A 25,084-nucleotide genomic window follows, 5' to 3' on the forward strand; every position below is an offset into this window, starting at 1 on the left:
TCTCTTTACTAATTACTTCCTACGGCGTCCTTTTCTGTCGTCGTTCTTACCTCCTTTAGACTGCCCTTTGGACATACCTACCAATGGAGAAAGCTCGCGCTTACCGTAAACTTCACCTTTCATGATCCAAACCTTGATTCCCAACCTACCGTAAGTAGTGTGGGCCTCATGTAGGGCATAGTCGATATCGGCCCTAAAGGTCGATAACGGGATCCTTCCGTCTTTATATGCTTCGGAACGTGCCATTTCAGCCCCGTTCAAACGGCCACTGATTTGGATTTTGATTCCTTCGGCATTCATTCTCATTGCCGCAGCGATGGCCATTTTAATAGCCCTACGGTACGAAATCCTTCCTTCAATCTGGCGGGCTACACTGGCAGCTACCAAATTGGCATCCAATTCAGGACGCTTGATTTCGTAAATATTGATCTGCACCTCTTTGTTGGTGATCTTCTTAAGCTCTTCCTTAAGTTTATCAACCTCCTGGCCACCTTTACCGATAATAATACCCGGACGGGCCGTAGTAATGGTAATGGTGATCAATTTTAAGGTACGCTCAATGATCACACGCGAAACACTGGCCTTGGCCAAACGGGCGTGAACGTACTTTCTGATCTTGTCGTCTTCGGCCAATTTATCGCCGTAGTCGTTTCCACCATACCAGTTGGATTCCCATCCTCTGATGATTCCTAACCTATTTCCTATAGGGTTTGTCTTCTGTCCCATACTGTTATGATCTAGCTTTGTACTTTAGTTTTTGCAGCGACTACCATGGTAACATGATTGGAACGCTTACGGATCCTGTGGGCCCTTCCTTGAGGAGCCGGACGCAAACGCTTTAACATGGTACCACCATCTACGCGAATCTCACTTACTACCAATTCAGCCTCTTCGATATCGGCATCTTCGTTCTTGGCTTGCCAGTTTGCGATGGCAGACAATAACAATTTCTCCAACCTACGAGCGGCCTCCTTTTGACTAAAACGTAAGATTGCCAAGGCTTTCTCTACCTCTACGCCACGAACCAAATCGGCCACCAAACGCATCTTACGAGGCGAAGTAGGACAATTGTTCAACTTAGCGAAGGCTTTGGTCTTTCTCTCGGCCTTTAATCTATCGGCCATTTGTTTTTTGCGAACTCCCATAGCTTAACTTACCTTTTTTTGTTTTTAGCCCCAGCATGACCCCTAAAAGAACGGGTCGGTGAGAACTCTCCCAATTTATGACCCACCATGTTCTCGGTAACATATACCGGTACGAACTGGCGCCCATTGTGTACGGCTATGGTCTGACCTACGAAATCTGGAGTGATCATAGAGGCGCGAGACCAGGTCTTGATAACCGTCTTCTTATTGGATTCTATATTCTGTTGTACCTTCTTCTCCAAGCTGAAGTGAACGTACGGTCCTTTTTTTAACGAACGTGCCATTTAACTACGTTTTATTTCTTTCTACGTTCTATGATATACCTATTACTATCCTTGGTCTTGGAACGAGTCCTATAACCTTTGGCAGGAATACCTTTTCTAGATCTTGGGTGACCTCCGGAAGCTCTTCCTTCACCACCACCCATTGGGTGATCTACAGGGTTCATAACCACAGGACGGGTTCTTGGCCTACGGCCCAACCAACGACTTCTACCAGCCTTACCAGACACCAACAACTGGTGATCTGAGTTAGACACGGCACCAATGGTAGCCACACAGTTGGCCAAAACCAAACGGGTTTCACCAGAAGGCAACTTAATAGTCACGAACTTTCCATCTTTCGCCATCAATTGGGCAAAAGTACCGGCACTACGAGCCATAACGGCTCCTTGACCGGGACGCAGCTCTATACAAGAGATTACGGTACCCAACGGAATATTGGCCAATGGCATAGCGTTCCCAATCTCTGGGGCCACATTGTCACCGGACATTACTTCTTGACCTACGGTCAAACCGTTTTGGGCAATAATGTATCTCTTTTCGTTATCGGTATACTTTACCAAAGCGATAAAGGCCGAACGGTTCGGATCGTACTGAATCGACTCAACAGTACCAGCAACACCTTGCTTGTCACGTTTGAAATCGATTACACGATACCTTCTCTTATGACCACCACCTTTATAGCGCATGGTCATTTTTCCTTGACTGTTTCTACCTCCGGACTTTTTTAACGGAGCAAGCAAGCTTTTCTCCGGCTTATCGGTAGTAATCGCGTCAAATCCGTTTACTACCCTAAAACGCTGACCGGGGGTGATGGGTTTTAATTTCCTAACTGACATCCCTAATCTTATAAATTACTGTACAAATCAATAATATCTCCCTCTACGACGTCTACTATGGCTTTTTTATAAGCACTGGTCTTACCATGCTGTACCCCGGTTTTGGTATAACGGGTCTTACGCTTGGGACCATAGTTCATAGTACGCACTTTCTTAACAGCAACACCATACGCGGCTTCTACAGCTTCTTTGATCTGGATTTTATTGGCACCCATATCAACCACAAAACCATAACGGTTGTACAACTCGCTCTCAGCGGTCATTTTTTCTGTTATAATCGGTTTAATCAACACACCCATGGTACTGTTACTTGTTTAAGTTCGACTCAATTCCTTCTACCGCAGCTTCAGTAAGTACGATAGTGTTGGCGTTAACGATCTTATAGGTACTCAATTCAGAATTGGTAACCACTTCTGAACCTCTATAATTACGTGACGACAAATACACATTTTTATTCAAGCCACCCAATACAACCAGAGACTTCTTATCTGCCAAACCTAAAGATTTAAGCACATCGGCGTAAGCCTTGGTTTTTGGGGTTTCGAATGAAAAATCTTCAACAACCACGATAGCGTTATCTTTCCCTTTTTGGCTTAAAGCCGATTTACGGGCCAAACGCTTTTGGCTCTTGTTCAATTTCTGATTGTAATCCCTAGGGGTTGGACCGAAAATACGACCACCTCCACGGAAAACAGGAGACTTGATACTACCAGCCCTTGCGGTACCGGTTCCTTTTTGCTTTTTGATCTTACGGGTACTACCTACGATCTCAGCTCTTTCTTTAGACTTGTGGGTTCCTTGACGCTGATGGGCCAAGTACTGTTTCACGTCCAAATAGATAGCATGGTTGCTAGGCTCTATACCGAACACACCATCTGAAAGCTCAACAGTCCTTCCAGTCTCTTTTCCCTGAATATCTAAAACAGCTACTTTCATTACTTCAAAATGGTTACGTAAGCATTCTTGTGACCAGGAATAGCTCCTTTAACAACGATAAGGTTCTTTTCAGGAACCACTTTATACACCCTTAGGTTTTGAACGGTAACTTGCTCACCACCCATTCTTCCGGCCATTTTCATTCCTTTGAACACACGTGCAGGATAAGATGCCGCACCAATGGAACCGGGAGCCCTTAACCTGTTATGCTGACCGTGGGTAGCCTGACCTACACCACCGAAACCATGGCGCTTAACCACACCCTGGAAACCTTTACCCTTAGATACACCTTGCACGTCGACGAACTCGCCTTCCATGAAAAGATCTACCCCAATGGTATCACCTAATTTATACTCGCCTCCAAAATCACGGAATTCAACGACTTGCTTCTTAGGCGCGGTCCCAGCTTTTTTGTAGTGACCTGCTTCGGCCTTACTGGTGCGCTTTTCTGCCTTGTCATCGAAACCTAACTGAAGGGCACTATACCCGTCAACCTCTTCGGTTCTGACTTGGGTAACGACACATGGACCTGCCTCAATGACGGTACAAGGGATATTTTTCCCGTTCTCGTCAAAAATGCTGGTCATGCCGATTTTTCTTCCAATTAACCCAGACATAATTATATAATAGTTTTAAAAAATTCTTTCGGTTTATAAAAAAGGGGCCAAAAGCAGATTTGACCCCGTTTTTGTTCTTTCCGTTTTTCCCTTGCACACGGCTCGGGACATGTTAAATCGACCTAATTAGGCCGAAATCGGCTGCAAATATACAACCAAAAGTTTAATTACGAAACTTAAACTTTGATCTCTACCTCTACACCAGAAGGCAACTCCAATTTCATCAAGGCATCGATGGTCTTGGAAGAAGAGCTATAGATATCCAAAAGACGCTTGTACGAGCTCAATTGGAACTGCTCCCTAGACTTCTTGTTTACGTGCGGTGAACGCAAAACCGTAAAGATCTTCTTGTGTGTTGGTAACGGGATAGGCCCAGTAATAACAGCACCTGTGGTCTTAACGGTCTTTACGATTTTCTCAGCAGACTTATCCACCAAGTTATGATCGTAAGACTTAAGTTTTATTCTGATTTTCTGACTCATTTTTCTACAATTTTAAGCTTCGACACCTTTAGCAGCTTTGATCACCTCTTCGGAAATATTCGAAGGCGTCTCGGCATAATGTGAGAATTCCATGGTAGAGGTAGCTCTACCGGAAGAAAGGGTACGCAACGAAGTAACGTATCCGAACATCTCAGATAGCGGCACATTGGCCTTAACTACCTTAGAACCGGAACGGTCACCCATATCGTTCACCTGACCGCGACGACGGTTAAGATCACCTACGATATCACCCATGTTTTCTTCTGGGGTCAACACTTCCAACTTCATGATTGGCTCCATGATCACAGCCTTGGCAGCTTTGGCAGCAGCTTTAAAACCAAGCTTGGCAGCCAATTCGAAAGACAACTGATCCGAATCCACATCGTGATAAGAACCATCACTCAAGGTAACCTTCATAGAATCTACCTCGTAACCGGCCAAAGGTCCATTAGCCATAGCCATTTTGAATCCTTTTTCAACAGACGGCACAAATTCTTTAGGAATATTACCACCTTTGATCACAGACTCAAACTGCAAGCCTTGAACACCTTCATCGGCAGGCTCAAGGGTAAATACGATATCGGCAAATTTACCACGACCACCTGACTGCTTCTTGTACACCTCCCTGTGATCGGCTTTTTGCGTAATAGCTTCTTTGTACTCTACCTGAGGCTGACCCTGGTTTACATCTACCTTGAACTCACGCTTCAAACGATCCACGATAATATCCAAGTGAAGCTCACCCATACCAGAAATAATGGTTTGACCAGAAGCCTCATCGGTCTTCACCTGGAAGGTTGGATCCTCTTCGGCCAACTTACCAAGGGCAATACCCAATTTATCTACATCAGCCTTGGTCTTTGGCTCTACCGCGATACCGATAACGGGATCAGGGAAGTCCATAGATTCCAAAACGATCGGATGCTTCTCATCACAAAGGGTATCCCCTGTTTTGATCTGCTTAAACCCAACCGCAGCACCAATATCACCTGCCTCAATATAATCTAAGGCATTTTGCTTATTGGAGTGCATCTGATAGATACGTGAGATACGTTCTTTTTTACCGGAACGCGCGTTCAACACATACGAACCAGCATCCAATCGACCTGAGTAGGCACGGAAGAAAGCCAAACGACCAACGAAAGGATCGGTAGCGATCTTAAAAGCCAAGGCAGCAAAAGGCTCCTTAACATCCGGCTTACGGGAAGTCTCTTCTTCAGTATTAGGATCAGTTCCTATGATAGCATCCTTATCTAAAGGAGAAGGCAAATACCTACAAACGGCATCTAACAAGAACTGAACCCCTTTATTCTTAAAAGAAGAACCACATACCATAGGAATGATACTCATATCCATAACGGCAGCACGAAGTGCAGCATGGATCTCATCCTCGGTAATAGAGTTCTCATCTTCAAAGAACTTCTCCATTAGGTTTTCGTCATATTCAGCAACAGCCTCGATAAGCATGGCGCGGTATTCACTTACCTCGTCTTGCATCTCGGCCGGAATATCGATAACATCGAAAGTAGCACCGAAATTCTCATCGTGCCATACAATAGCACGATTCTTTACCAAATCTACAATACCCCTAAAATCGGCCTCATCACCGATAGGCAAAACAATTGGCACGGCATTGGAACCCAACATCTCTTTAACCTGCTTACACACGTTCAAGAAGTTAGAACCCTGACGGTCCATTTTGTTTACAAAGCCCATACGAGGCACTTTGTAGTTATCGGCCAAACGCCAGTTGGTCTCAGACTGTGGCTCAACACCATCTACGGCACTGAACAAGAAAACCAACCCGTCCAATACACGTAATGAACGGTTTACCTCAACAGTAAAATCTACGTGACCGGGAGTATCGATAATATTAAAATGGTATCCTTTTGCATCGGCAGTAGGCTGACCATTCTCAGAAGGGAACTGCCAAGTACAGGTAGTAGCGGCCGAAGTAATGGTAATACCACGCTCCTGCTCTTGCTCCATCCAGTCCATGGTAGCGGCACCATCGTGCACCTCCCCAATTTTGTGACTTACACCGGTATAGAAAAGAATCCTTTCAGTGGTAGTGGTCTTTCCGGCATCGATATGCGCGGCGATCCCAATATTTCTCGTGTATTTTAAATCTCTTGCCATTTTGTATGTTAGAATCTAAAGTGTGAGAATGCTTTATTGGCCTCGGCCATTTTATGGGTATCGACCCGCTTCTTAACCGCGGCACCTTCTTCTTTGGCAGCCGCTAGAATCTCTGAAGCTAATTTTTGGGCCATAGATTTCTCATTACGTTTTCGGGCGTAAGAGATAAGCCACTTCATAGCGGTAGATATTTTACGGTCGGGACGAATCTGCATAGGAATCTGGAAGGTAGCCCCTCCAACCCTTCTACTTCGCACCTCTACATGCGGCATTACATTGGAAAGCGCGTCTTTCCATAACTCTAATGCTGACTTTTCTTCGTCGTTCTTTTTTTCTTCAACGATATCGATCGCATCGTAGAACACTTTAAAGGCAACGGATTTCTTTCCGTCCCACATCATCATGTTTACGAATCTGGTTACCAATTGGTCGTTAAACCTTGGATCTGGCAACAATGGCCTTTTCTTTGCCTGTCTTTTCCTCATTGCTTTACTTTAAAAAGTTAATGATTACTTCTTGGGTCTTTTGGCACCGTACTTCGAGCGACGCTGCGTACGCCCGGCAACACCGGCCGTATCTAACGCACCCCTTACAATGTGATACCTGACACCAGGCAAATCTTTCACTCTTCCGCCTCGTACCAATACTATCGAGTGCTCTTGGAGATTGTGCCCCTCTCCTGGGATGTAGGCGTTAACTTCCTTACCGTTTGTTAACCTAACCCTAGCCACTTTACGCATGGCAGAGTTTGGTTTCTTAGGCGTGGTCGTATACACCCTTGTACACACCCCTCTTCGTTGAGGACAAGAATCCAAAGCAGCCGATTTACTCTTCTTGGTAATTTTGGCCCTTCCTTTTCTTACTAATTGTGAAATAGTTGGCATATATAATATATATAAGGTATAATTTTAATGAATACCCCCGTTTTTGGGCTGGCAAATGTAGTGATAATTCACAATAAATCAAATAGCTGCGTATTTATTTTAAACAGTACACCTATATTCCACAACAACTACCACAAATATCCCAAACCTGGCGGCAAAACCCAGCCCTTCAAAAGAAATTATTCACAAGCAGTCATTGTGCATTTATTAACGAAACAGCTATCGTATGTTACCAAACCCTAAAGTCTGTCTTAAAATTTTATTAAATATATTTTGGTGTTTTAGGATGAAATTAAGATTTTAGCGCCTAGCTAATTCAAATAATTTAAACATGAGAACAAAACTAAGAGGAATCTTAACGCTCCTCGTAGCGTTGGTTGTGCATATTTCTTTTGCACAAGAAAAGACGATTTCCGGTACGGTTACGGACCAAGATGGTCTCCCTCTCCCAGGTGTAAACATCGTGGTAGAAGGAACTACTTCGGGTACCCAGACGGATTTCGATGGAAACTACTCCATCTCTGCCAGTTCTGGACAATCACTTCTTTTTACCTATATAGGTCAAAAAGATGTACGCCAAACTGTTGGAGCTTCGAGCACAATTAATGTACAAATGGAAACCGATGCCCAGAACCTGGAAGAGGTGGTTGTTACCGCCCAAGGTATTAAAAGGGAGAAAAAGGCATTAGGTTATGCAGTATCTTCAGTTGGTTCTGAAGATTTGGAGCAAAAAGCCGATGCAGATGTTGCAAGGGTACTTTCTGGTAAAGCTGCCGGTGTTAACATTACTGCCGCTGGTGGTATGTCCGGTTCTGCTACCAACGTAGTTATCCGTGGACTTAGTTCCTTTAGTGGTAGCAACCAGGCCCTTTTTGTGGTTGATGGTGTACCCTTTAGTAGCGACACAAACGATGGTGGAACGAATGGTGATGGCGGTAACTTTATTACTGGTAACACTGGTTCTTCGCGTTTCTTGGATTTAGACCCTAACAACATTGAGAAAATTGAGGTATTGAAAGGTTTGGCCGCTGCCACTCTTTATGGTTCACAAGGTCGTAACGGTGTTATCTTGGTAACTACCAAGGCCGGTTCCGGAAAAAGCGGAACCAAGAAAACCGAAATTACCGTAAGCCAGTCTTATTTCGTAAACGAGTTTGCCTCTTTACCTGATTACCAAGACAAGTACGGTAACGGTTTTGACCAATCTTTCGGATGGTTCTTCTCTAACTGGGGACCTAGCTTCGAAGAAGGTGGTGTTGCCGGATGGGGACGTCAGCCTGCTATCGATGAGAACGGTACCTTAGCCCACCCTTACTCTACTACAAGAATCCAAAAAACCAAAGACGGTTTCCCTGAGCTACAAGATGCTCGCTACGACTGGAAGCCTTATGAGTCTTTGGAAGAATACTTTAAGCCAGGTGGTGTTTCTAGCACCAACATTAACATTAACGGTGGCACCTCAGACGGTAACACCAACTACAATGTTAACTTCGGTTATTTAGACGATGACAGTTTCGTTCCTGGAAACTCGGTAAACCGTACCAACCTTTCTGTTGGTGGTCGTTCAAAATTGAGCAATAAATTTACCGTACAGGCCGCTATGAACTTTAGCCGCACCGACTATAAGACACCTCCTGTTGCCCTATCTCGTGGTAACGGTACACAAGGTCTTTCTTTATTCGGTAACGTATTCTTTACCCCTCGTAGTGTTGACTTAATGGGGCTACCTTTCGAAAACCCAATCGACGGATCTTCTGTTTATTATCGTAATGGTAACGACATCATCAACCCACGTTGGACCGAGAAAAATGTTACTTACCGTCAGTTGACCAACCGTGTTTACTGGAATGCTTCCTTAAACTACGAGATCAACGAAAACCTTAGTGCCACTTACCGTGCAGGTATGGATTTCTATAACGAAAGAAACGAAAACGGCTCTAACAAAGGTGGTGTAGAATTTGATCAGGCTATCTTCGGTTTCTACGAAACTTACGACAACAATAACACGATTTGGGATCACTACATTGCCATTAACGGTAACTACGATCTTAGTGAAAAAATTGGTATGACCTTTAACGCTGGTGGTACAAGTCGTTCTGACTTCTTTGACCAACAAGGTGTTCGTTCTGATGGACAGATTGTATTCGGCGTAAAACGTCACTTTAACTATGAGAATCAAAATGCAATCCAGTTCTCAAGAAGAAGGAATATCGTAGGTCTTTTGGGCCAAGTTACCTTTGACTACGACAATATGTTGTTCTTAACCGCTTCTACCCGTACTGACTGGGTATCTAACCTTACAAGCGAGAACAACAGTTTGACTTACCCAAGTGCCAGTTTGTCTTTTATCCCTACTGCCGCTTTCGAAGGTCTTCGTAGCCAAAATGGTATCAACTTCTTAAAACTTCGTGCCGGTATCGGTACTTCGGCCAACTTCCCTACCGGTTATCCTACTGTAGGTTTCGTTGAGCAAAACACACGTGTTGGACAAGTAGCCAACCCTGTTACCACGCACCAGATTGCTAGTTTTAAAGCAAACGAAGATTTAAAGCCTGAGCTTCTTACTGAATACGAAGTTGGTTTCGAATCTAAATTGCTGGACAATAGGGTTTCTTTAGACTTCACTTACTTTAACAGAACTACTACCGATTTGATCGTTACCCAGCCATTGGCTCCTTCTACAGGATTCACCTCTACGCAAAGTAACGTTGGTGAGATTCAAGGAGATGGTATTGAAATCGACTTGGGCGTGGACTGGTTCCGTAACCCAGAAGGATTTAGCTGGAATACCCGTGCTAACTTCTCTACCTACAACCCAGAGGTTACCAAACAAGATGAAGATATAATCATCTATGCCGGTTCTACCGCCTTGTTTATCGGCGCTAACGCCGCCATCGAAGGCCAGCCTCTTGGAGCTATCGTTGGTACCGCCTTCGAAAGAGATGAAAATGGAGTGCCATACGTTAACGAATCTGGTAACTACATTTCCGTTGAAGTTGACCGTGACGGTAACACGCCTGTTGTTGGTGATCCTAACCCAGATTTCGTATCTAACTTTATCAACTCTATGTCTTACAAGAACTGGAACCTTGGTTTCCAAATCAACTGGACCAAAGGAGGTGATATGGTATCTAACACAACTGCAGCTCTTTTAGGTAGGGGTCTTATCAAGGAAACTGAAGATCGTGAAAACACTTTCATCCTTCCTGGTACCCGTAAAGCAACAGGACAGCCTAACGATATTCAGATCAACAACTCTACGTACTACTTCAGTAACTTGTTGTTCGGTCCGCTTGAAGCCAAGGTATATGACGCTTCTGTAGTTCGTTTGAACGAGATTTCATTAGGCTATACTTTCCCAGCCAAGATGTTGGAAAACACACCATTTGGTTCTTTGAGCATTACTGCCCAAGGTTTCAATATGTGGTACGATGCTTATAACACTCCTGACGGTGCCAACTTCGATCCTAACGTACAGGGTGCCGGTGTAGGTAACTCGCAAGGTTTCGACAACTTGAACGGACCTAGTGGTAGAAGATATGGTCTAAGTGTAAAGGCAACTTTTTAATTAGCAGAACGTAAAATCTATAAGATATTATGAAAAAGATTTTTAATTATATCATAGCAGTTGTCTTACTAGGAGGGGTTTACACTTCCTGTGAAACAACCGACTTGGATCTACGTGTCAGCCCAAACGAGCTGTCCTTAGATCAATCTGACCCTAACCTTTTGTTGAACAGCATTCAGTTGGCCTATGTATCCAACATGAACCGTTTCAACGATTTGGGCGCGGGTGCTACACGTGTTCAGTATGCGACAGGCGGCGGACAGGATTATTTTACCACTTACCCAGGTACCACCATGAATGCGATTTGGTCCCGTACTTATAGTAGTGATTTTAATGATGCCGGTGAGGATGACGATGTAGGTATGTGGACAAACCTAGACGCCATTCGTACTATCGACGCTAATAACGAGGACAACGACTATTCTTTCCATATCGCCATGGGTGAAACGCTTTTAGCGCACAACCTTATGCTGATTGTAGATTATATGGGAGAAGCTGTATTTACACAGGCCGGTAACCCTACTGAGTTCCCAGCACCAATGATGGATAGTGGTCAGGATGTTTATGCTTCTGCCATGGCTTTGTTAGATAGTGCCGAAGCTCTTTTCAATAAAGGCACTGGTCTTCTTGGAGGTTCTGATTTCTTTTACGGAGGAAGCGCTTCTAAATGGATCAAGTTGATTAACACCATACGTTTGAAGGCCCATGTTACCACTGGTAATACTGCCGCTTTTAATGCAATTGTTGCCGGTGACAACTATATCTCTTCTAGTGCCGATGATATGGTTTGGCAGTACGGAAGCCAGGTTCAAAACCCTGATGCCCGTCACCCTTACTATGCAGCTGATTACACGCCTTCAGGCGCGAACATCTATCAGCCAAACTGGACCATGGAGTATATGTTGGACAGTAACGACCCAAGGATTCGTTACTACTTCTACCGTCAGAACTCTGAAACCCCAGGCGCTGGAACTACCGAGCCGGACGAAGAAACCTTGGCTTGCTCCTTGGTGATCCCTCCTCCACACTACGACGGTTTCACTTACTGTTCCGTAGAAAACGGATACTGGGGTAGATCTCACGGAAACAACGAAGGTGCTCCTCCAGACAACTTCTTAAGGACTGCTTCAGGTGTTTATCCTGCCGGTGGTATGTTCGACGACAACAGCTATGCCAACGTTGGCCTTGGAAAAGGTGGTGCCGGTGCCGGTATCGAGCCTATTATCTTGGCTTCTTACGTAGATTTCTGGAAAGGTCAGAACGCTATTGCCGCTAACGCCCCTATGGCCGAAGTTGCTGGTCACTTACAAGCCGGTATGGAAAAGTCGATTGCCAAAGTGACATCTTTCGGTGCACTTGACGGAAACGCCGACAAGTCTTTCGAACCTTCTGATACCGATATCGAAGCTTTCGTTACCGGAGTTGTTGCCGATTTCAACGCCGCTTCTGGTGATGATGCTGTAAACATATTCTCTGAGCAGTACTGGATCGCCCTTTATGGTGGTGGCGCCGAGGCTTTCAACTACTACAGGAAGACAGGTTTCCCGAACAACCTTCCTCCTCACTGGGAGCCTAACCCAGGTAACTTCCCAAGAACGTTCTTGTATCCTTCGGATGAAACCATCACCAATCCGAACTTGACACAACGTACTGATTTGAGCACTCAGGTATTCTGGGATACAAACCCAGGCGGACCAGCTTTCCCTCCTTCTAACTAATAATACATGAAAAAGATGAAGATACAATCTAAAATATTTTCGATACTTGCTTTATCTAGTCTCTTGTTTACTGCTTGTGAAGAAGGGAATAAGGACATTGACAAGATTTTCGATGAAACGACCCGCGGGGCCGTACTTAGAACCATTTCTGGTGGTAACGCCGTTTTCAACCGATTCGATACCTCCACCGTATGGAGTGTTGAATTGGAAGAGCAAGACCAAGAAAATGGTGGGCTATTAGAGAAAGTGGAAGTTTTCGTAAACTTTGACGACAACACTCCAGATAACGGGGAAACAACCACCACCGAGGCTTTATTGCAAACCCTTCCTGCCAGTAGTTTTACTACCGGTCCTTTTGGATTGCCTAGGGTTTCTACTTCTGCCACCTTCCAAGAAGCTTTGGACGCCCTTGGCTTGGAAGAAGGTGATTTTGACGGTGGTGATGTTATTGAATTCCGTATGGAGTTAACCTTGACCGACGGTCGCAGGTTCTCTAACGATAACGACTCTGCTACCTTGAACGGTTCATTCTACTCCTCTCCATTCTTTTACCGTGGAAACATTAAATGTCTTCCTCCAGATCCAGTTGGTGGAGACTATGTGCTTAAGTTAATGGATAGCTACGGTGACGGATGGGATGGTGCCAAGATTACCGTTAACATTGACGGAACCTCTACCGATTATACTTTTACCTCCGGTAGTGAAGCCTCATTTACGGTTAACGTACCTTGTGGTACCAGTACCTTGGTAATGACCTACGTGCCTGGTAACTTTGAAGGTGAGCACACCTATACGATTACCGCGCCAACCGATGAATTGGCCGCTTCTGACGGACCAAGCCCATCTCCTGGCGAAATTGCCCTTAACATTTGTAAGGATGGCCCATGTACCATGGCCAAATAAGTCCTTGACTTATAAAGTTAAAGCCGCCCAAATGGGCGGCTTTTTTTATTATGGATCACTTGTAGTTCGTTATATTTGAACACATATAAAAAGCTTCGCTCCATGAACTTTTACCGCTACTTAATTGCACTATTCCCATTGCTTTGGACTGTTTCGTGCCAATCGGATAAAAAAGAATCCAACGAATCGACAAAAACAGAAAAGCAAGAGATTGCAACCGTTTTTTCAAAACTACCAGCCGCACGTACTAAAGTCACCTTTAACAACGAAATCACAGAGAACTTAGAAACCAACGAAAACCTTTTTAACTACGATTTCTTTTATAATGGTGCAGGTGTCGGTGTAGCAGATCTCAATAATGACGGATTACAAGATCTATTCTTTTGCGGCAACCAAAAACCGAATGCACTCTATTTAAACCAAGGCAACCTAACCTTTAAGGACATCAGCGTAACCGCCGGTATAAACAAAGGCAAAACATGGACCAACGGAGTAAGTTTTGTCGACATTAATCAAGATGGCCATATAGACATCTATCTTTCACAGGGCGGACCCAATGGACGCGATAGCCGCAAAAACCTTTTATACATAAACACAGGCGATAACAGCTATACCGAAGAGGCTGAAAACTATGGTCTCGCCGATACCGGTATAAGCACCCAGTCGGCCTTTTTCGATTTTGACAAGGATGGCGACCTAGATTGTATTGTTATGAATGAAAGCGAACTCTATGGCTATGACCCCATTCGTCTTAATCAACTTTTTGAGGCGAACCAAAACCAAGTACAACACTACAGTAGCTCACATCTCTACAGAAACGACAATGGAAAATTTACCGACATTACCCAAGAGGCTGGTTTAAGTAGACCCATATTCGGACTCGGACTCGGTATTTCGGATTTTAATGATGATGGCTTTTTAGATTTTTACATTAGCAGCGACTACTATTTACCAGATGCCCTATTCATTAATAACGGTAATGGCACCTTTACGGACAAGATAAAAGAATATACCCAACAGATATCCTATTACGGTATGGGCCTCGATATTGCCGATCTTAACAATGATGGTCTGCAAGATATCTTCGTGCTGGATATGGCCGCTCAAGACCATGTACGCTCAAAGACCTTAATGGCCTCTATGAACACCAAACGCTTCGATTACCTTACCAAAGAAGCAGGTTACCACCATCAATACATGTACAATTCGGTGCAACTAAACCAAGGCAATAACAAATACACCAATATTGCCCAGTTGACCAAAATGGCCAATACCGATTGGAGTTGGTCGGTATTAATGGCCGATTTTGACAACGACAGTGACCGCGACGTCCATATAACCAATGGATATAGACGCTATGCCCTGGATAACGACCTACAACGCCAAGTTTTCGAAGCCAAGCGTAAATATCAGGGAAAAGTTCCTCTAGCGGTAAAAAAACAGCTATACAATTCCATGCCCTCAGAAAAACTGAGGAATATTCTATACGAAAACCAGGGTAATCTCAAGTTCAACGACCAAGCTTTAGATTGGGGCCTCACTGATTTTACCTTTAGTAATGGCGCAGCAATCGCAGATTTGGATAATGACGGTGATTTGGACCTGATCGTGAACAATATGGACGAAGAAGCCTCGATTTACGAAAACAACAGTCCTTTTAAAAACAATAATTACCTCAGGATAGAAGCCAAGGGCAACTTATCTGAAAGCTACCCTAAGGTTGAGATTATCCACGGAAACCAACAACAGATTGTTGAGCACCGCCGGATCAGGGGCTACCGATCGGCCCAAGAAGACATCATTCATTTTGGTTTGGGCGAAAGCGAAAAAATAGATACCGTTAGAATAAGCTGGCCCTCTGGCAAATATCAAGAACTATATGATATTGAAGCCAATCAAAAAATACGGGTTTCTGAAAATGGCAACACCACAGTAACTCTTTTATCCAAGGAAACCAACTATGCGTTTACAGAAATACCGACCACATCTTTAGGGCTTGACTATAGACATATCGAGAATGAATTCGACGATTTTGCCAAAGAAATATTGCTACCTTACAAACAATCTACATTAGGTCCGTGTATTAGCCAAAGCGACATAAACCACGACGGTTTCACCGATTTGTTCATCGGTGGTGCAGCCGAACAACCAGCCACCTTATTCTTGGGCCATGCCAATGGCTTTAAAAAACAAAAATCACCTGCATTTGAACAAGATAGGCAACATGAAGATGTTGGTGCCACCTTTTTTGATTTTGAGGGCGATGGCGATTTAGACCTCTTTGTCGTTAGTGGAGGTAACGAATACGTCGAACACTCATCTTTTTATACAGATCGGTTGTATCTGAACGACGGAAAAGGAAAATTTACCAGAAAGCATCTCCCTACTTTAAGCAGCTTTCCAAAGAGCGGCAAGGTGGTCAAAACATTGGATTTTGACCAAGATGGTGACCAAGATCTTATTGTAGGTAACCGAATCAGGGCTCAGCAATACCCACTTCCAGCGCCCTCGATTCTGTATGAAAATACCGGCTCGGACCTTATTGACGTCACCGAAAAAATCGCACCGGGGCTTCTTGATTTTGGTATTGTAAACGACATAGCCGTAACCGACTATAACAAAGATGGCATCTCAGACTTCATCGCCGTTGGCGAATGGACCGATGTCGGGGTTTTCGTTAACCAGAACGGAACTTTTAAAAACTATGCCAAAGACAAACCTATCGCCCCTAGAGGCTGGTGGTTTTCCGTAACACCTATAGACATCAATGCCGACGGCCATCAAGACTATTTACTCGGCAATGTTGGTCTCAATTTAAAATTCAAGGCCACTGAGGAAAAACCGTTTAAAATCTATTCGAATGATTTCGATGACAATGGCACCTTGGACATCGTACTCTCGAAAAAATACAACCAACAATTCGTTCCAGTTAGGGGACGCGAATGTTCCTCACAACAAATGCCCTTTATAAAACAAAAATTTCCGACCTACAACGCCTTTGCCAATGCTACCTTACAAGAGGTTTACGGGCAAAAACTCGATTCCGCCTATAGCAATCAGGCTACACAATTCAAGACCCTGGTATTGATCAACAATGGTGATAACACCTTTGAAGAAAAGCCGTTACCGATAGGGGGCCAAACCTTTCCTGCCCTTAGTGTCACCCCATTAGATTTTGACCAAGACGGTAGTTTGGAATATGCCCTGGCCGGGAATATCTACAATACCGAAGTAGAAACACCCCGACTGGACGGGCTTTCATTAACCCTATTGGATTTTGACCACAAAAACGGAACCCTAATCGTAAAAACCCCAAAAAACACTGGTCTACATGGTGTTGGCAACATTAAACAAATAGCTTGGCTCAAGCATTTCAACAGCCTTTTAGTGTTAAAAAACAACGAAGAAGCACAAATATTCCAATACTAAACAGTATTTTTGAATAGACTCATGAGTTAATAAACCAATTTTTTTGTTATGAAATTTAAACTAATAAGTGCTGCCTTCCTTTTAGGAGGTCTTTGCTTAAACGCCCAATATGCCGGAGGAGCCATAGGCCAGGGATATTCCCAAGGTAACGATGCGGCCATCAACCATTATTTGGGTGATATTTCGAGCGGCGAGGCTAAAAAAGATGGTGGTTTGGATCTAAACAATGTCCAAGGATCACCCTACACGAACAACAACTTTGCCCCAGGCACCGTTTTCTATGAAAATGAAAACGAAGGCAATGTATATTTCAGATATAATGCCCATAACGAAGAGGTAGAGATCAAAAAGAGCCCACTACCCACGGAAGCACCGAGAGCTCTAGCCCGTGACAAGAAATTGAGCATTATGATCGCTGGCAAACCCATGTCTTTTAAAACTTTCATTGACGCTAAGGGAAAAACCCAAAATGGATATTTGACCTTGTTGACCGATGGTTCCAAATTTGATCTATATAAAAGGACCAAGGTTAAGTTTACCGAGGCCGAAGCCGCTCAAAACTCCTTTGTAGCAGCCAAACCAGCTCGTTTTGCCCAATTCACCGAATACTACATCCAAAAAGAAGGGGTAAATCGTATTGACGAGATCAAACTTAAAAACAAGGCCGTCGCCAAACTTGTAGATAACGACAAAAAGGCCGAAATCAAAGCTTTTATCAAAGAAAACAGCCTTAACATCAAAGAAGAAGCCGACCTTGTTAAAATCGTGGAATTCTTGAATAAGTAAACCACATTATCATAAAATTACACATAGCGCCCTGGAAACAGGGCGTTTTTTTATATCCCTGTTAGTAAGTACCTTCATAGTCGACTATAGTAAAAAACAACACATGACACTGAAAGCCATTAATCGTACCATCAAAACAAAGCCGTTTTTAATACTATTGGTACTTTTATTTTTAGCAGCCTGTTCCTCTTCTGACAACGAACCAATTGAAGAGAAAGAAGCTACGCCACCCATACCCACTGAACCCGAAGTATTTGAATCCGACCTCGGAACGACCACCATATACGATAGATCTAAAATGTCCGATTCGTTTATTTTGGTGAACGACCCAGGCAACGGAGCCGTTTATCTTATGGACAAGGAAGGTGAAAAAATTACGGATTGGGAACTGGAAAGTGGACTGGGAAATGACGTTTTCTTATTACCGAACAATAAATTATTAGCCTCTTTAGACGCCGAAGAGGTACACATTAATATTGGTGGCTCTGGCGGAAAACTTCAACTCATAGATGCTAAGAGCAATAGCGTAGAATGGAATTTTGATTACTCAAGCGAAGACTATGTAACCCACCACGATGCCGAAATGCTGCCGAACGGGAATGTTTTGGCCATGGTATGGGAACGCAAAACTGCAGAAGAGGCTCAAGATGCAGGATCGGTATTGGATATTGATGTTTTCCCAGAGGGACTGATCGAAATTGACCCAAAAACAAATGAAATCGTATGGGCCTGGTATGCTTGGGACCACCTGGTACAAGACCATGATGAGACCAAGGAAAATTTTGGCTCCGTGGCTCAGAATCCTCAATTGATTGATCTTAACTATATCCCACAGGAAGAAGGTGACATTATGCATGCCAACGGTATCGCCTACGACCCTGTCAAAGATGTTATTTTCATCAGTGTGAACTTCTTTAATGAAGTATGGGTCATTGACCATAGTACCACAACCGAACAGGCCGCCTCACATAGTGGGGGCACCCAGGGAAGAGGAGGCGATCTAATCTACAGATTCGGTAACCCAAATGCCTATGACAACGCAAAAGGTACTAAGCGATTTGATCGGAACCATTATCCCAACCTGCTAACCGGACAGGGAGCCGGCAATATATTGGTTTATTCCAATGGTAAAACAGAAAAGCAGTCCATCGTATATGAATTAAAATTACCCGACAGCTACACATTAAGCCCCGATACGGATAACGAACCTCAAGAAATCTGGTCTTACACCCACCCGGAACTTTATTCTGAAAAAGTTTCTGGTGCAGTACGCCTTCCTAACGGGAACACTTTAATTACAGAGGGAGACTTTGGCATTTGGGAGGTAACCGAATCTGGCGAAGTCGTTTGGCAATTTCAAGGAGACGGTTTCTTTTGGCGGGCCTATCATTTCGATAAAGATGCCCCCGAACTCGCATTCCTAAACCTATAAAAAGCCCTAAAGCGCTATTTTCTTTGTGTAAATTTTACCATTTAAACCCTCAACTTTCAAAATCCCTTCCTAGAAACTTGAAAATATAACGATTGCGTATAAGCACATTGATTCCCTCAAAAACAGCAATATTTAACACATTATTAACCTAAACTGTATGTTTTTTTCATGTTTACATACGGTAACATATAAAATCCGCAATTTAACATTCGTACATTTTTGGCTTCGACTAGTTTTTTTTTAACCTTTTTTTAGGGAATTTACACTATAATTAAGAATTTAGTGGCTAGCTAATTCAAATAATTCAAACATGAAAACAAAACTAAAAGGGGTTTTAACACTCCTTGTAGCTTTTGTTGTGCATATAACTTTCGCACAACAGAAGACAGTTTCTGGTACGGTCATTGACGAATATGGCCTACCTCTACCAGGCGTTAATATCGTTATTGAAGGTACTACCCAAGGTACCCAAACCGATTTCGATGGTAACTACTCCATCTCTGCGAGCACCGGTCAAACCCTTCTTTTTACCTACATTGGACAAAAAGATAAAAGGGTGACCGTTGGAAGCTCCAACAGAATGGATGTCACAATGGAAACCGACACCGAAACCTTGGAAGAAGTTGTAGTTGTCGGATATGGTCAAACCACCAAAAAAGCTTTTGCCGGAACCGCTACCGTGGTAAAGGCAGAGGTACTAGAAGCCAAAAACTTTTCCAATGTTACCCAAGCATTAACCGGAGAGGTTGCTGGTGTTACGGTAATCAACACATCTGGCCAGCCAGGTACGGTTGCCACTGTAAGGGTAAGGGGTTATGGTTCTCCTAACGGAAACAGGGCTCCTCTGTATGTTGTAGACGGAATTCCGTTTGCGGGTACTTTTGACCTGAACTCTGTTAACCCGGCCGATATTGAAAGTACCACTGTACTTAAAGATGCCACAGCAACCGCCATTTACGGTTCGCGTGGTGCCAATGGCGTAATTTTGATCAACACCAAAAGAGGGCGTTCTGAAATGCCCTTTGTAGAGGTTGACGTAAAAACAGGTATCAACCGACAACTTATTCCGCGTTATGAAGTACTAGACAACCCAGAGGAATATGTAGGCTATGTGTGGGAAGGCCTATATAACCGTGGTGTTGTTACCGGTAATGCCGACCCAGTAGATTTTGCCAACAACACTTTGTTGGGCGACAATGGTATCGGTAACGGTTATAATATGTGGAATGTAAATACAGGAGGCGAATTGATCGATCCTGAGACCAGAACCGTTAGACCCGGGGTACAACGTCTCTTTACACCAGAGCGTTATGCCGATGAAGCCTTCGGTACCGGATTCCGAAACGAAGTAAACTTGAGGGCCGGTGGTAGTACCGATAAATCGAACTACTACACCTCTATTGGTTATTTGAACGATGAAGGATACTCTATCAATTCAGATTATAAAAGGTATACCGCAAGGATTAACCTGAGTTCTCAGATCAAGCCTTGGTTAAAAATAGGTTCTAACCTAAACTTCGTGCACTCTGAGAGTACGAACAACGGTCAGATCATAGGTTCTGAAAACCTTTTCGAATTTGCCGATAAAATGGCACCTATCTATCCGGTATTCGCCAGACATCCGGAGACCGGACAATTATTGCCCGATAACGTTTATGGCGGGTATCAGTACGATTACGGTTCCCCTACCGGAACCCAAAACGGTTTTGAAAGGTCTAGGCCCAATGCCAACCTCTTAAACCCGATCGGATCGGCCGTATATGATTACGATGGCCGTAAGACCAACGGTATAAACGGTAACTTAAAAGCCGACTTTAAATTTACCGACTATTTAAAGGCTGAGATCAGTTATGGTGGACAATGGTCCCTACAGCGTAGACAAGATATGACCAACAACGTTTGGGGGTCTGGAGCCAATACTAATGGATCCTTGTCCGTTGAAGATCGCATCCGTTATTCTACCACCTTTCTTCAGTTATTGCGTTTCAACAAATCGTTCGGAGACCATAACCTAGAAGTATTGGCCGCCCACGAAACCTTTGAACGTGGTTTTAGTTATTCCGATCAATATAAAGAAGACGTTATCGTTCCTGGTCTTTACAACCTGTCGAACTATTCGTTGTTCCCAAGTGCCCCGAGTGGATACGAAGACAATTCCGGTATCGAGTCTTATTTCGGGCAAGTGAATTACAACTTTAACGGCAAATACTTCTTGACCGGTTCGTTAAGAACAGATGGATCTTCCCGATTTGTAAATAAAAAATGGGGAACTTTCGGATCTATCGGTGCCTCTTGGGTGATCAGCGAAGAAAACTTTATGAAAGACACTTTCTTCAACTATCTTAAGGCCAAAGCCTCTTACGGGGTTACAGGTGACCAAGATGGTGTTGACACTTATTCTGGTTTCACAATTTTCAATGCCAACTATGTTGGTGGCCTTGCTTTATCGGAAAATAGACCTGGTGATCCAAATCTAACTTGGGAGACCTCAAGACAATTCCAAGCCGGTCTTGAGATGACCATAGGAAACTTCTTGGATATTAACTTGGATTACTATAAAAAAGATACCGACAACACCTTCTTTGATCGTCGTGTTGGTCCATCCGCAGGTTTCTCTTCAATTCGTGTTAACGACGGGGAAGTACGTAACGAAGGTTTTGAATTCGATATCAACGCAAGAATCGTAAATACCGAAGATTTCAAATTGAATTTTGCAATCAATGGCGAAATGCTCAACAACGAAATGTTGGTGATGCCTTTAGACCCATCAACCGGTATACCTAAAGTAATAGATGAAAATTCCAGTACCGATGGAAATTATGCCTTTTCCGTTGGCCGTTCTACATTTGATTTCTATATGCGCGATTGGGCCGGGGTAGATGCCGCCGATGGGGCCCCCATGTGGTACCAGTATTACGATGACCGTAACAACAATGGTCAAATGGATAGCGGTGAAGGCGATTTCTCTACCTTCCCCAATGGCGATGAATCAACCACCAGTTCTTTGTACGAATACGAACAAGCCGTTGGTGATGCCAATATCCAAAGAACAGTCACCAAAACGTATGCAGATGCCACCCAGGTATACTTAGATAAATCTTTTATTCCGGATCTAAGGGGTGCTTTTAGAATTGGTGGAGCATTTAAAAACTTTGACTTCTCTACCCAATTTACCTACAGCCTTGGGGGCTATGCCTATGATGCCCAGTATGCCGAACTCATGAGTGATCGTTTTGGTGCCGCAGGTAACAATTTCCACAAAGACATTAGAAACAGATGGCAAAAACCAGGTGATATCACCAATGTGCCACTACTTTCTGATAACGCCGTGGTAAATGGAACCAGTACCTCTTCACGCTTTATTACCAGTACCGATTACTTGGCCTTGAACAACGCCCGAATCGGGTATACTTTTGATGGAAAGTCTTTGGAAGGAACCGGTCTTCACAACTTGAATTTCTGGGTCTCTGGTGACAATATTTTCATCCAGACGGCCAGAAAAGGATTTAACCCTTCCGTAAGGGAGGTAGGAAGTTCCGCTAGGAGGATCTATGCTCCGGCTTCTACCTTTACTTTAGGAGTACGAGCTAAATTTTAAAAAAAAACATGATGAAGAAAAATATAATAAAGTTATTTTCTTTGGCAGCGGCAACCATTATGGTTACTGGCTGTAACGAAGATCTTTTAGATAACAGCGGGGTATCTGGCACCAGTCAGCCTACCGAAGAGCTCACCTCTGCCCAGTTAGCCGAGGGATCTGCCGAGAACCCCAACATTCCAGCGGCCTTTATCGGTGGATTGTACGCACAAATGGTAGAAAGGGCTTCTGGGGGAGATCCAGGGTCACATATGGACTTCGGACACAAGTCGTACGACGTTTTCAGCGACATGGTCAGTGGCGATATGGCCTTAAGCGTTAGTACTTACGGATGGTACCGTGCTGCCATAACCGAGCTACAGGCCATGCAAGATTTCACCTTTGGCGAAAATAGAATGGTATGGCGCTACTATTACCGAATCGTAAGATCGGCCAATACGGTAATCTCTAACCTAGGAGGTAATGATGCCGTACCTGAGAATATCGATAACCGATATGCCATGGGACAAGCCAAAGCCATGCGTGCGCACTCTTACTTTTATTTGGCCCAGTTTTTTCAGCGTTCGTATGATTCTTCTGAAGCGATCCTACCCATGTACTTAGAGCCTGGCAGTGAGAATATCGAAAAATCTACCGCCGAAGCCATTTACACCCAAATGGAAAAGGATCTTACTGAAGCCATTAGCTTATTGGAAGGCTTTAACAGAGCCCAAAAGAACCAAGTTGATCAGAATGTAGCCCGTATGATCTTAGCCTATGTTTTAGGGGCCAAAGGTGGTAGGGATGGTGATGTAGCTGCTTTGACCCAAGAGGTTATCAACACCACCAGTCATACCATGCTGGCCGCGGCCGATGTTACCAACGGTTTCAACGATGTTAATACCAACAGCTGGATGTGGGGTATTGACATAACCGAAAACCTAGGCCTTGGTTTAGTTTCTTGGTGGGGCCAAATCGATGCCTTCTCCTATAGCTATGCTTGGGCTGGGGACTACAAGGTTATGGATGCAGACCTTTATGCACAGATCGCTGCAGATGATGCCCGTAAAGGACAGTTCTTAAACGATCCATCGAGTGGGAGACATTTGCAACCTTTGTTCAAATTCTTTGCTTCGAGTGAAATAGGAGGCACCTCCCGTACCGTTACCGCGGATTACGTTTATATGCGAATTGAGGAAGCCTATTTATTAAATGCCGAGGCCAATGCCAAAAGCGGAAATGAGCCAGGTGCCCGTACCAGCCTAAAAGCCCTTATGGAATTGCGTGTACCCGACGCATCTTATGTAGATGCTTTGGCTGGCACCAACCTTCGAAACGAAATCTACTTACAAACCCGAATTGAACTTTGGGGTGAAGGAAAGAGTTATTTAGCCATGAAGAGAAATCAAGCTACTACTACCCGTGGTGCAAACCACCTTTCTTTAGTGGGCACTCCTATTGATTATAACGACGAAAGATTCCAGTTCGAGATTCCTTTGGATGAAATTCAGAACAACCCTTTCATCAACAATCAAAACAATTAAAACCAGCTAACTATAAACTCATTCAAAATGAAAAAAAGTATTTTTCTAGTAATAGCAGTTGTACTTGGGTTAGCTAACTACAATTGTGAAGAGGCCCCTTCTTTGACCCAGTCTCCGGCGGAGTTCGTTTCTTTTGAGGCAGAATCCGCTAAAGTTCTGGTTCAATTGAACGGAACCGGAAGCTTAGACCTTAAAGTATTTTCTACCTACACCTCTAACAGCGCCCGTACATTCGATTTAGCCATTGATGAAGCCTCAACCGCTAGTCCAGCTTCTTACAATGTACCGGCTACGGTAGAAATACCGGCGGGATCTAACGAAGGTGTTATCAACATGACCTTCACTGATACCGAGATTAGTAACAGTGGGGAAACTTTGATTCTTAATTTTCAACCTGTAGACGGTTCTTTCGTAGGTTCATCAACTACCATAGATTTGGTACGTGATTGTCCCTCTAATCTTGAAGGAAACTATGTCTATACCAATGGTACCGGAAAAGCAGTAACAATTACCCGTACTGGTGCAACTACTTACACGGTTAGTGCTGACAATGCTTTTGGAACCGATTATCCTTTTAATATCTCGGATACTTGTAACGAAATCTTGGTTACAGGAGGGGTTATTGAAGACAACTTTGGTTTGGCAGTTTCTGGAACAGGTACCGTAGACGCTAACACAGGCACTATTACCATATCCTATACTGTTGAGAACCAATTTACAGACCGGGAAATGATCTTAGAGAAGCAGTAATGCTTAATCTAAACCTATTTTCAAGTTTAAATTTGTAGCTATCATAAAATCGCC

At 43.8% G+C, this 25,084-nt stretch carries 20 protein-coding genes; 9 read left to right on the plus strand and 11 right to left on the minus strand.

The genetic code is table 11. The annotated features are described in order from the left end of the window. Positions 1–12 precede the first annotated feature (12 nt). The 11 genes from rpsC to rpsL form a co-directional block, all read right to left on the minus strand. Complete coding sequence (gene rpsC, locus B7P33_RS04020; protein ID WP_097440642.1) at positions 13–726, minus strand: 30S ribosomal protein S3; 714 nt, start codon at positions 724–726, stop codon at positions 13–15. Positions 727–737: 11 nt separating this feature from the next. Next, a complete protein-coding gene (gene rplV / locus B7P33_RS04025; protein ID WP_097440643.1) occupies positions 738–1,145 on the minus strand; it encodes a 50S ribosomal protein L22 in 408 nt (135 codons plus the stop codon). Between the two features lie 8 nt (positions 1,146–1,153). Next, positions 1,154–1,429 (minus strand): 30S ribosomal protein S19, encoded by a 276-nt coding sequence (rpsS, locus tag B7P33_RS04030; RefSeq protein WP_097440644.1) that lies wholly within the window; start codon positions 1,427–1,429, stop codon positions 1,154–1,156. 11 nt (positions 1,430–1,440) lie between these two features. After that, positions 1,441–2,265: a 50S ribosomal protein L2 gene (gene rplB / locus B7P33_RS04035; RefSeq protein ID WP_097440645.1), complete on the minus strand. Its 825-nt coding sequence runs from the start codon at positions 2,263–2,265 to the stop codon at positions 1,441–1,443. Between the two features lie 8 nt (positions 2,266–2,273). Continuing rightward, positions 2,274–2,564, minus strand: a complete 291-nt coding sequence (gene rplW / locus B7P33_RS04040) for a 50S ribosomal protein L23 (protein WP_097440646.1) — start codon at positions 2,562–2,564, stop codon at positions 2,274–2,276. Positions 2,565–2,571: 7 nt separating this feature from the next. Continuing rightward, complete coding sequence (gene rplD / locus B7P33_RS04045; RefSeq protein WP_097440647.1) at positions 2,572–3,201, minus strand: 50S ribosomal protein L4; 630 nt, start codon at positions 3,199–3,201, stop codon at positions 2,572–2,574. Continuing rightward, entirely contained in the window at positions 3,201–3,818 is a 618-nt protein-coding gene (gene rplC, locus B7P33_RS04050; RefSeq protein WP_097440648.1) for a 50S ribosomal protein L3, read from the minus strand. The genes rplD and rplC overlap by 1 nt, the downstream gene beginning before the upstream one ends. A gap of 176 nt (positions 3,819–3,994) precedes the next feature. After that, on the minus strand, positions 3,995–4,300 hold the full coding sequence (gene rpsJ / locus B7P33_RS04055; protein WP_013621711.1) for a 30S ribosomal protein S10: 306 nt from the start codon (positions 4,298–4,300) through the stop codon (positions 3,995–3,997). 12 nt (positions 4,301–4,312) lie between these two features. Then, on the minus strand, positions 4,313–6,439 hold the full coding sequence (gene fusA / locus B7P33_RS04060; RefSeq protein ID WP_097440649.1) for an elongation factor G: 2,127 nt from the start codon (positions 6,437–6,439) through the stop codon (positions 4,313–4,315). 8 nt (positions 6,440–6,447) lie between these two features. Next, complete coding sequence (gene rpsG, locus B7P33_RS04065) at positions 6,448–6,924, minus strand: 30S ribosomal protein S7 (RefSeq protein ID WP_097440650.1); 477 nt, start codon at positions 6,922–6,924, stop codon at positions 6,448–6,450. A 24-nt stretch (positions 6,925–6,948) separates the two neighbouring features. After that, positions 6,949–7,323, minus strand: coding sequence for a 30S ribosomal protein S12 (gene rpsL / locus B7P33_RS04070; RefSeq protein ID WP_006795815.1), 375 nt, complete (start codon positions 7,321–7,323; stop codon positions 6,949–6,951). A 331-nt stretch (positions 7,324–7,654) separates the two neighbouring features. Here rpsL and B7P33_RS04075 point away from each other — a divergent pair, with 331 nt between their 5' ends. The 9 genes from B7P33_RS04075 (at position 7,655) to B7P33_RS04115 (ending at position 25,030) form a co-directional block, all read left to right on the plus strand. After that, positions 7,655–10,891, plus strand: a complete 3,237-nt coding sequence (locus B7P33_RS04075) for a SusC/RagA family TonB-linked outer membrane protein (protein ID WP_097440651.1) — start codon at positions 7,655–7,657, stop codon at positions 10,889–10,891. A gap of 104 nt (positions 10,892–10,995) precedes the next feature. Further along, positions 10,996–12,609: a SusD/RagB family nutrient-binding outer membrane lipoprotein gene (locus B7P33_RS04080; RefSeq protein WP_245871638.1), complete on the plus strand. Its 1,614-nt coding sequence runs from the start codon at positions 10,996–10,998 to the stop codon at positions 12,607–12,609. 6 nt (positions 12,610–12,615) lie between these two features. Further along, positions 12,616–13,512: a hypothetical protein gene (locus tag B7P33_RS04085; RefSeq protein ID WP_097440653.1), complete on the plus strand. Its 897-nt coding sequence runs from the start codon at positions 12,616–12,618 to the stop codon at positions 13,510–13,512. Between the two features lie 102 nt (positions 13,513–13,614). After that, positions 13,615–16,941 (plus strand): VCBS repeat-containing protein, encoded by a 3,327-nt coding sequence (locus tag B7P33_RS04090; protein WP_097440654.1) that lies wholly within the window; start codon positions 13,615–13,617, stop codon positions 16,939–16,941. Positions 16,942–16,989: 48 nt separating this feature from the next. Further along, positions 16,990–17,727 carry a hypothetical protein gene (locus B7P33_RS04095; RefSeq protein ID WP_097440655.1) on the plus strand — a complete coding sequence of 246 codons (738 nt, stop codon included), beginning with the start codon at positions 16,990–16,992 and terminating at the stop codon, positions 17,725–17,727. A 103-nt stretch (positions 17,728–17,830) separates the two neighbouring features. Further along, on the plus strand, positions 17,831–19,159 hold the full coding sequence (locus tag B7P33_RS04100) for an aryl-sulfate sulfotransferase (RefSeq protein ID WP_097440656.1): 1,329 nt from the start codon (positions 17,831–17,833) through the stop codon (positions 19,157–19,159). A gap of 310 nt (positions 19,160–19,469) precedes the next feature. Then, positions 19,470–22,757, plus strand: a complete 3,288-nt coding sequence (locus tag B7P33_RS04105; RefSeq protein WP_097440657.1) for a SusC/RagA family TonB-linked outer membrane protein — start codon at positions 19,470–19,472, stop codon at positions 22,755–22,757. A gap of 11 nt (positions 22,758–22,768) precedes the next feature. After that, the gene (locus B7P33_RS04110; RefSeq protein ID WP_097440792.1) at positions 22,769–24,280 is read left to right on the plus strand and encodes a RagB/SusD family nutrient uptake outer membrane protein; all 1,512 of its coding nucleotides are present in this window, start codon (positions 22,769–22,771) and stop codon (positions 24,278–24,280) included. Positions 24,281–24,307: 27 nt separating this feature from the next. Beyond that, positions 24,308–25,030, plus strand: a complete 723-nt coding sequence (locus B7P33_RS04115; protein WP_097440658.1) for a hypothetical protein — start codon at positions 24,308–24,310, stop codon at positions 25,028–25,030. Positions 25,031–25,084 lie beyond the last annotated feature (54 nt).

Source organism: Sediminicola luteus, from assembly GCF_002514735.1.
In the GTDB taxonomy this organism is placed as follows: domain Bacteria; phylum Bacteroidota; class Bacteroidia; order Flavobacteriales; family Flavobacteriaceae; genus HQA918.

Bases quoted from the DNA above. Each gene is read 5' to 3' on its own strand.
- B7P33_RS04075 (WP_097440651.1), top strand. From the start codon at position 7,655: ATGAGAACAAAACTAAGAGGAATCTTAACGCTCCTCGTAGCGTTGGTT.
- B7P33_RS04110 (WP_097440792.1), top strand. From the start codon at position 22,769: ATGAAGAAAAATATAATAAAGTTATTTTCTTTGGCAGCGGCAACCATT.
- B7P33_RS04100 (WP_097440656.1), top strand. From the start codon at position 17,831: ATGACACTGAAAGCCATTAATCGTACCATCAAAACAAAGCCGTTTTTA.
- B7P33_RS04115 (WP_097440658.1), top strand. From the start codon at position 24,308: ATGAAAAAAAGTATTTTTCTAGTAATAGCAGTTGTACTTGGGTTAGCT.
- rplV (WP_097440643.1), bottom strand. From the start codon at position 1,145: ATGGGAGTTCGCAAAAAACAAATGGCCGATAGATTAAAGGCCGAGAGA.
- rpsG (WP_097440650.1), bottom strand. From the start codon at position 6,924: ATGAGGAAAAGACAGGCAAAGAAAAGGCCATTGTTGCCAGATCCAAGG.
- fusA (WP_097440649.1), bottom strand. From the start codon at position 6,439: ATGGCAAGAGATTTAAAATACACGAGAAATATTGGGATCGCCGCGCAT.
- rplD (WP_097440647.1), bottom strand. From the start codon at position 3,201: ATGAAAGTAGCTGTTTTAGATATTCAGGGAAAAGAGACTGGAAGGACT.
- rpsC (WP_097440642.1), bottom strand. From the start codon at position 726: ATGGGACAGAAGACAAACCCTATAGGAAATAGGTTAGGAATCATCAGA.
- B7P33_RS04090 (WP_097440654.1), top strand. From the start codon at position 13,615: ATGAACTTTTACCGCTACTTAATTGCACTATTCCCATTGCTTTGGACT.
- B7P33_RS04105 (WP_097440657.1), top strand. From the start codon at position 19,470: ATGAAAACAAAACTAAAAGGGGTTTTAACACTCCTTGTAGCTTTTGTT.
- B7P33_RS04085 (WP_097440653.1), top strand. From the start codon at position 12,616: ATGAAAAAGATGAAGATACAATCTAAAATATTTTCGATACTTGCTTTA.
- rpsJ (WP_013621711.1), bottom strand. From the start codon at position 4,300: ATGAGTCAGAAAATCAGAATAAAACTTAAGTCTTACGATCATAACTTG.
- rplC (WP_097440648.1), bottom strand. From the start codon at position 3,818: ATGTCTGGGTTAATTGGAAGAAAAATCGGCATGACCAGCATTTTTGAC.
- rpsS (WP_097440644.1), bottom strand. From the start codon at position 1,429: ATGGCACGTTCGTTAAAAAAAGGACCGTACGTTCACTTCAGCTTGGAG.
- B7P33_RS04095 (WP_097440655.1), top strand. From the start codon at position 16,990: ATGAAATTTAAACTAATAAGTGCTGCCTTCCTTTTAGGAGGTCTTTGC.
- rplB (WP_097440645.1), bottom strand. From the start codon at position 2,265: ATGTCAGTTAGGAAATTAAAACCCATCACCCCCGGTCAGCGTTTTAGG.
- rpsL (WP_006795815.1), bottom strand. From the start codon at position 7,323: ATGCCAACTATTTCACAATTAGTAAGAAAAGGAAGGGCCAAAATTACC.
- rplW (WP_097440646.1), bottom strand. From the start codon at position 2,564: ATGGGTGTGTTGATTAAACCGATTATAACAGAAAAAATGACCGCTGAG.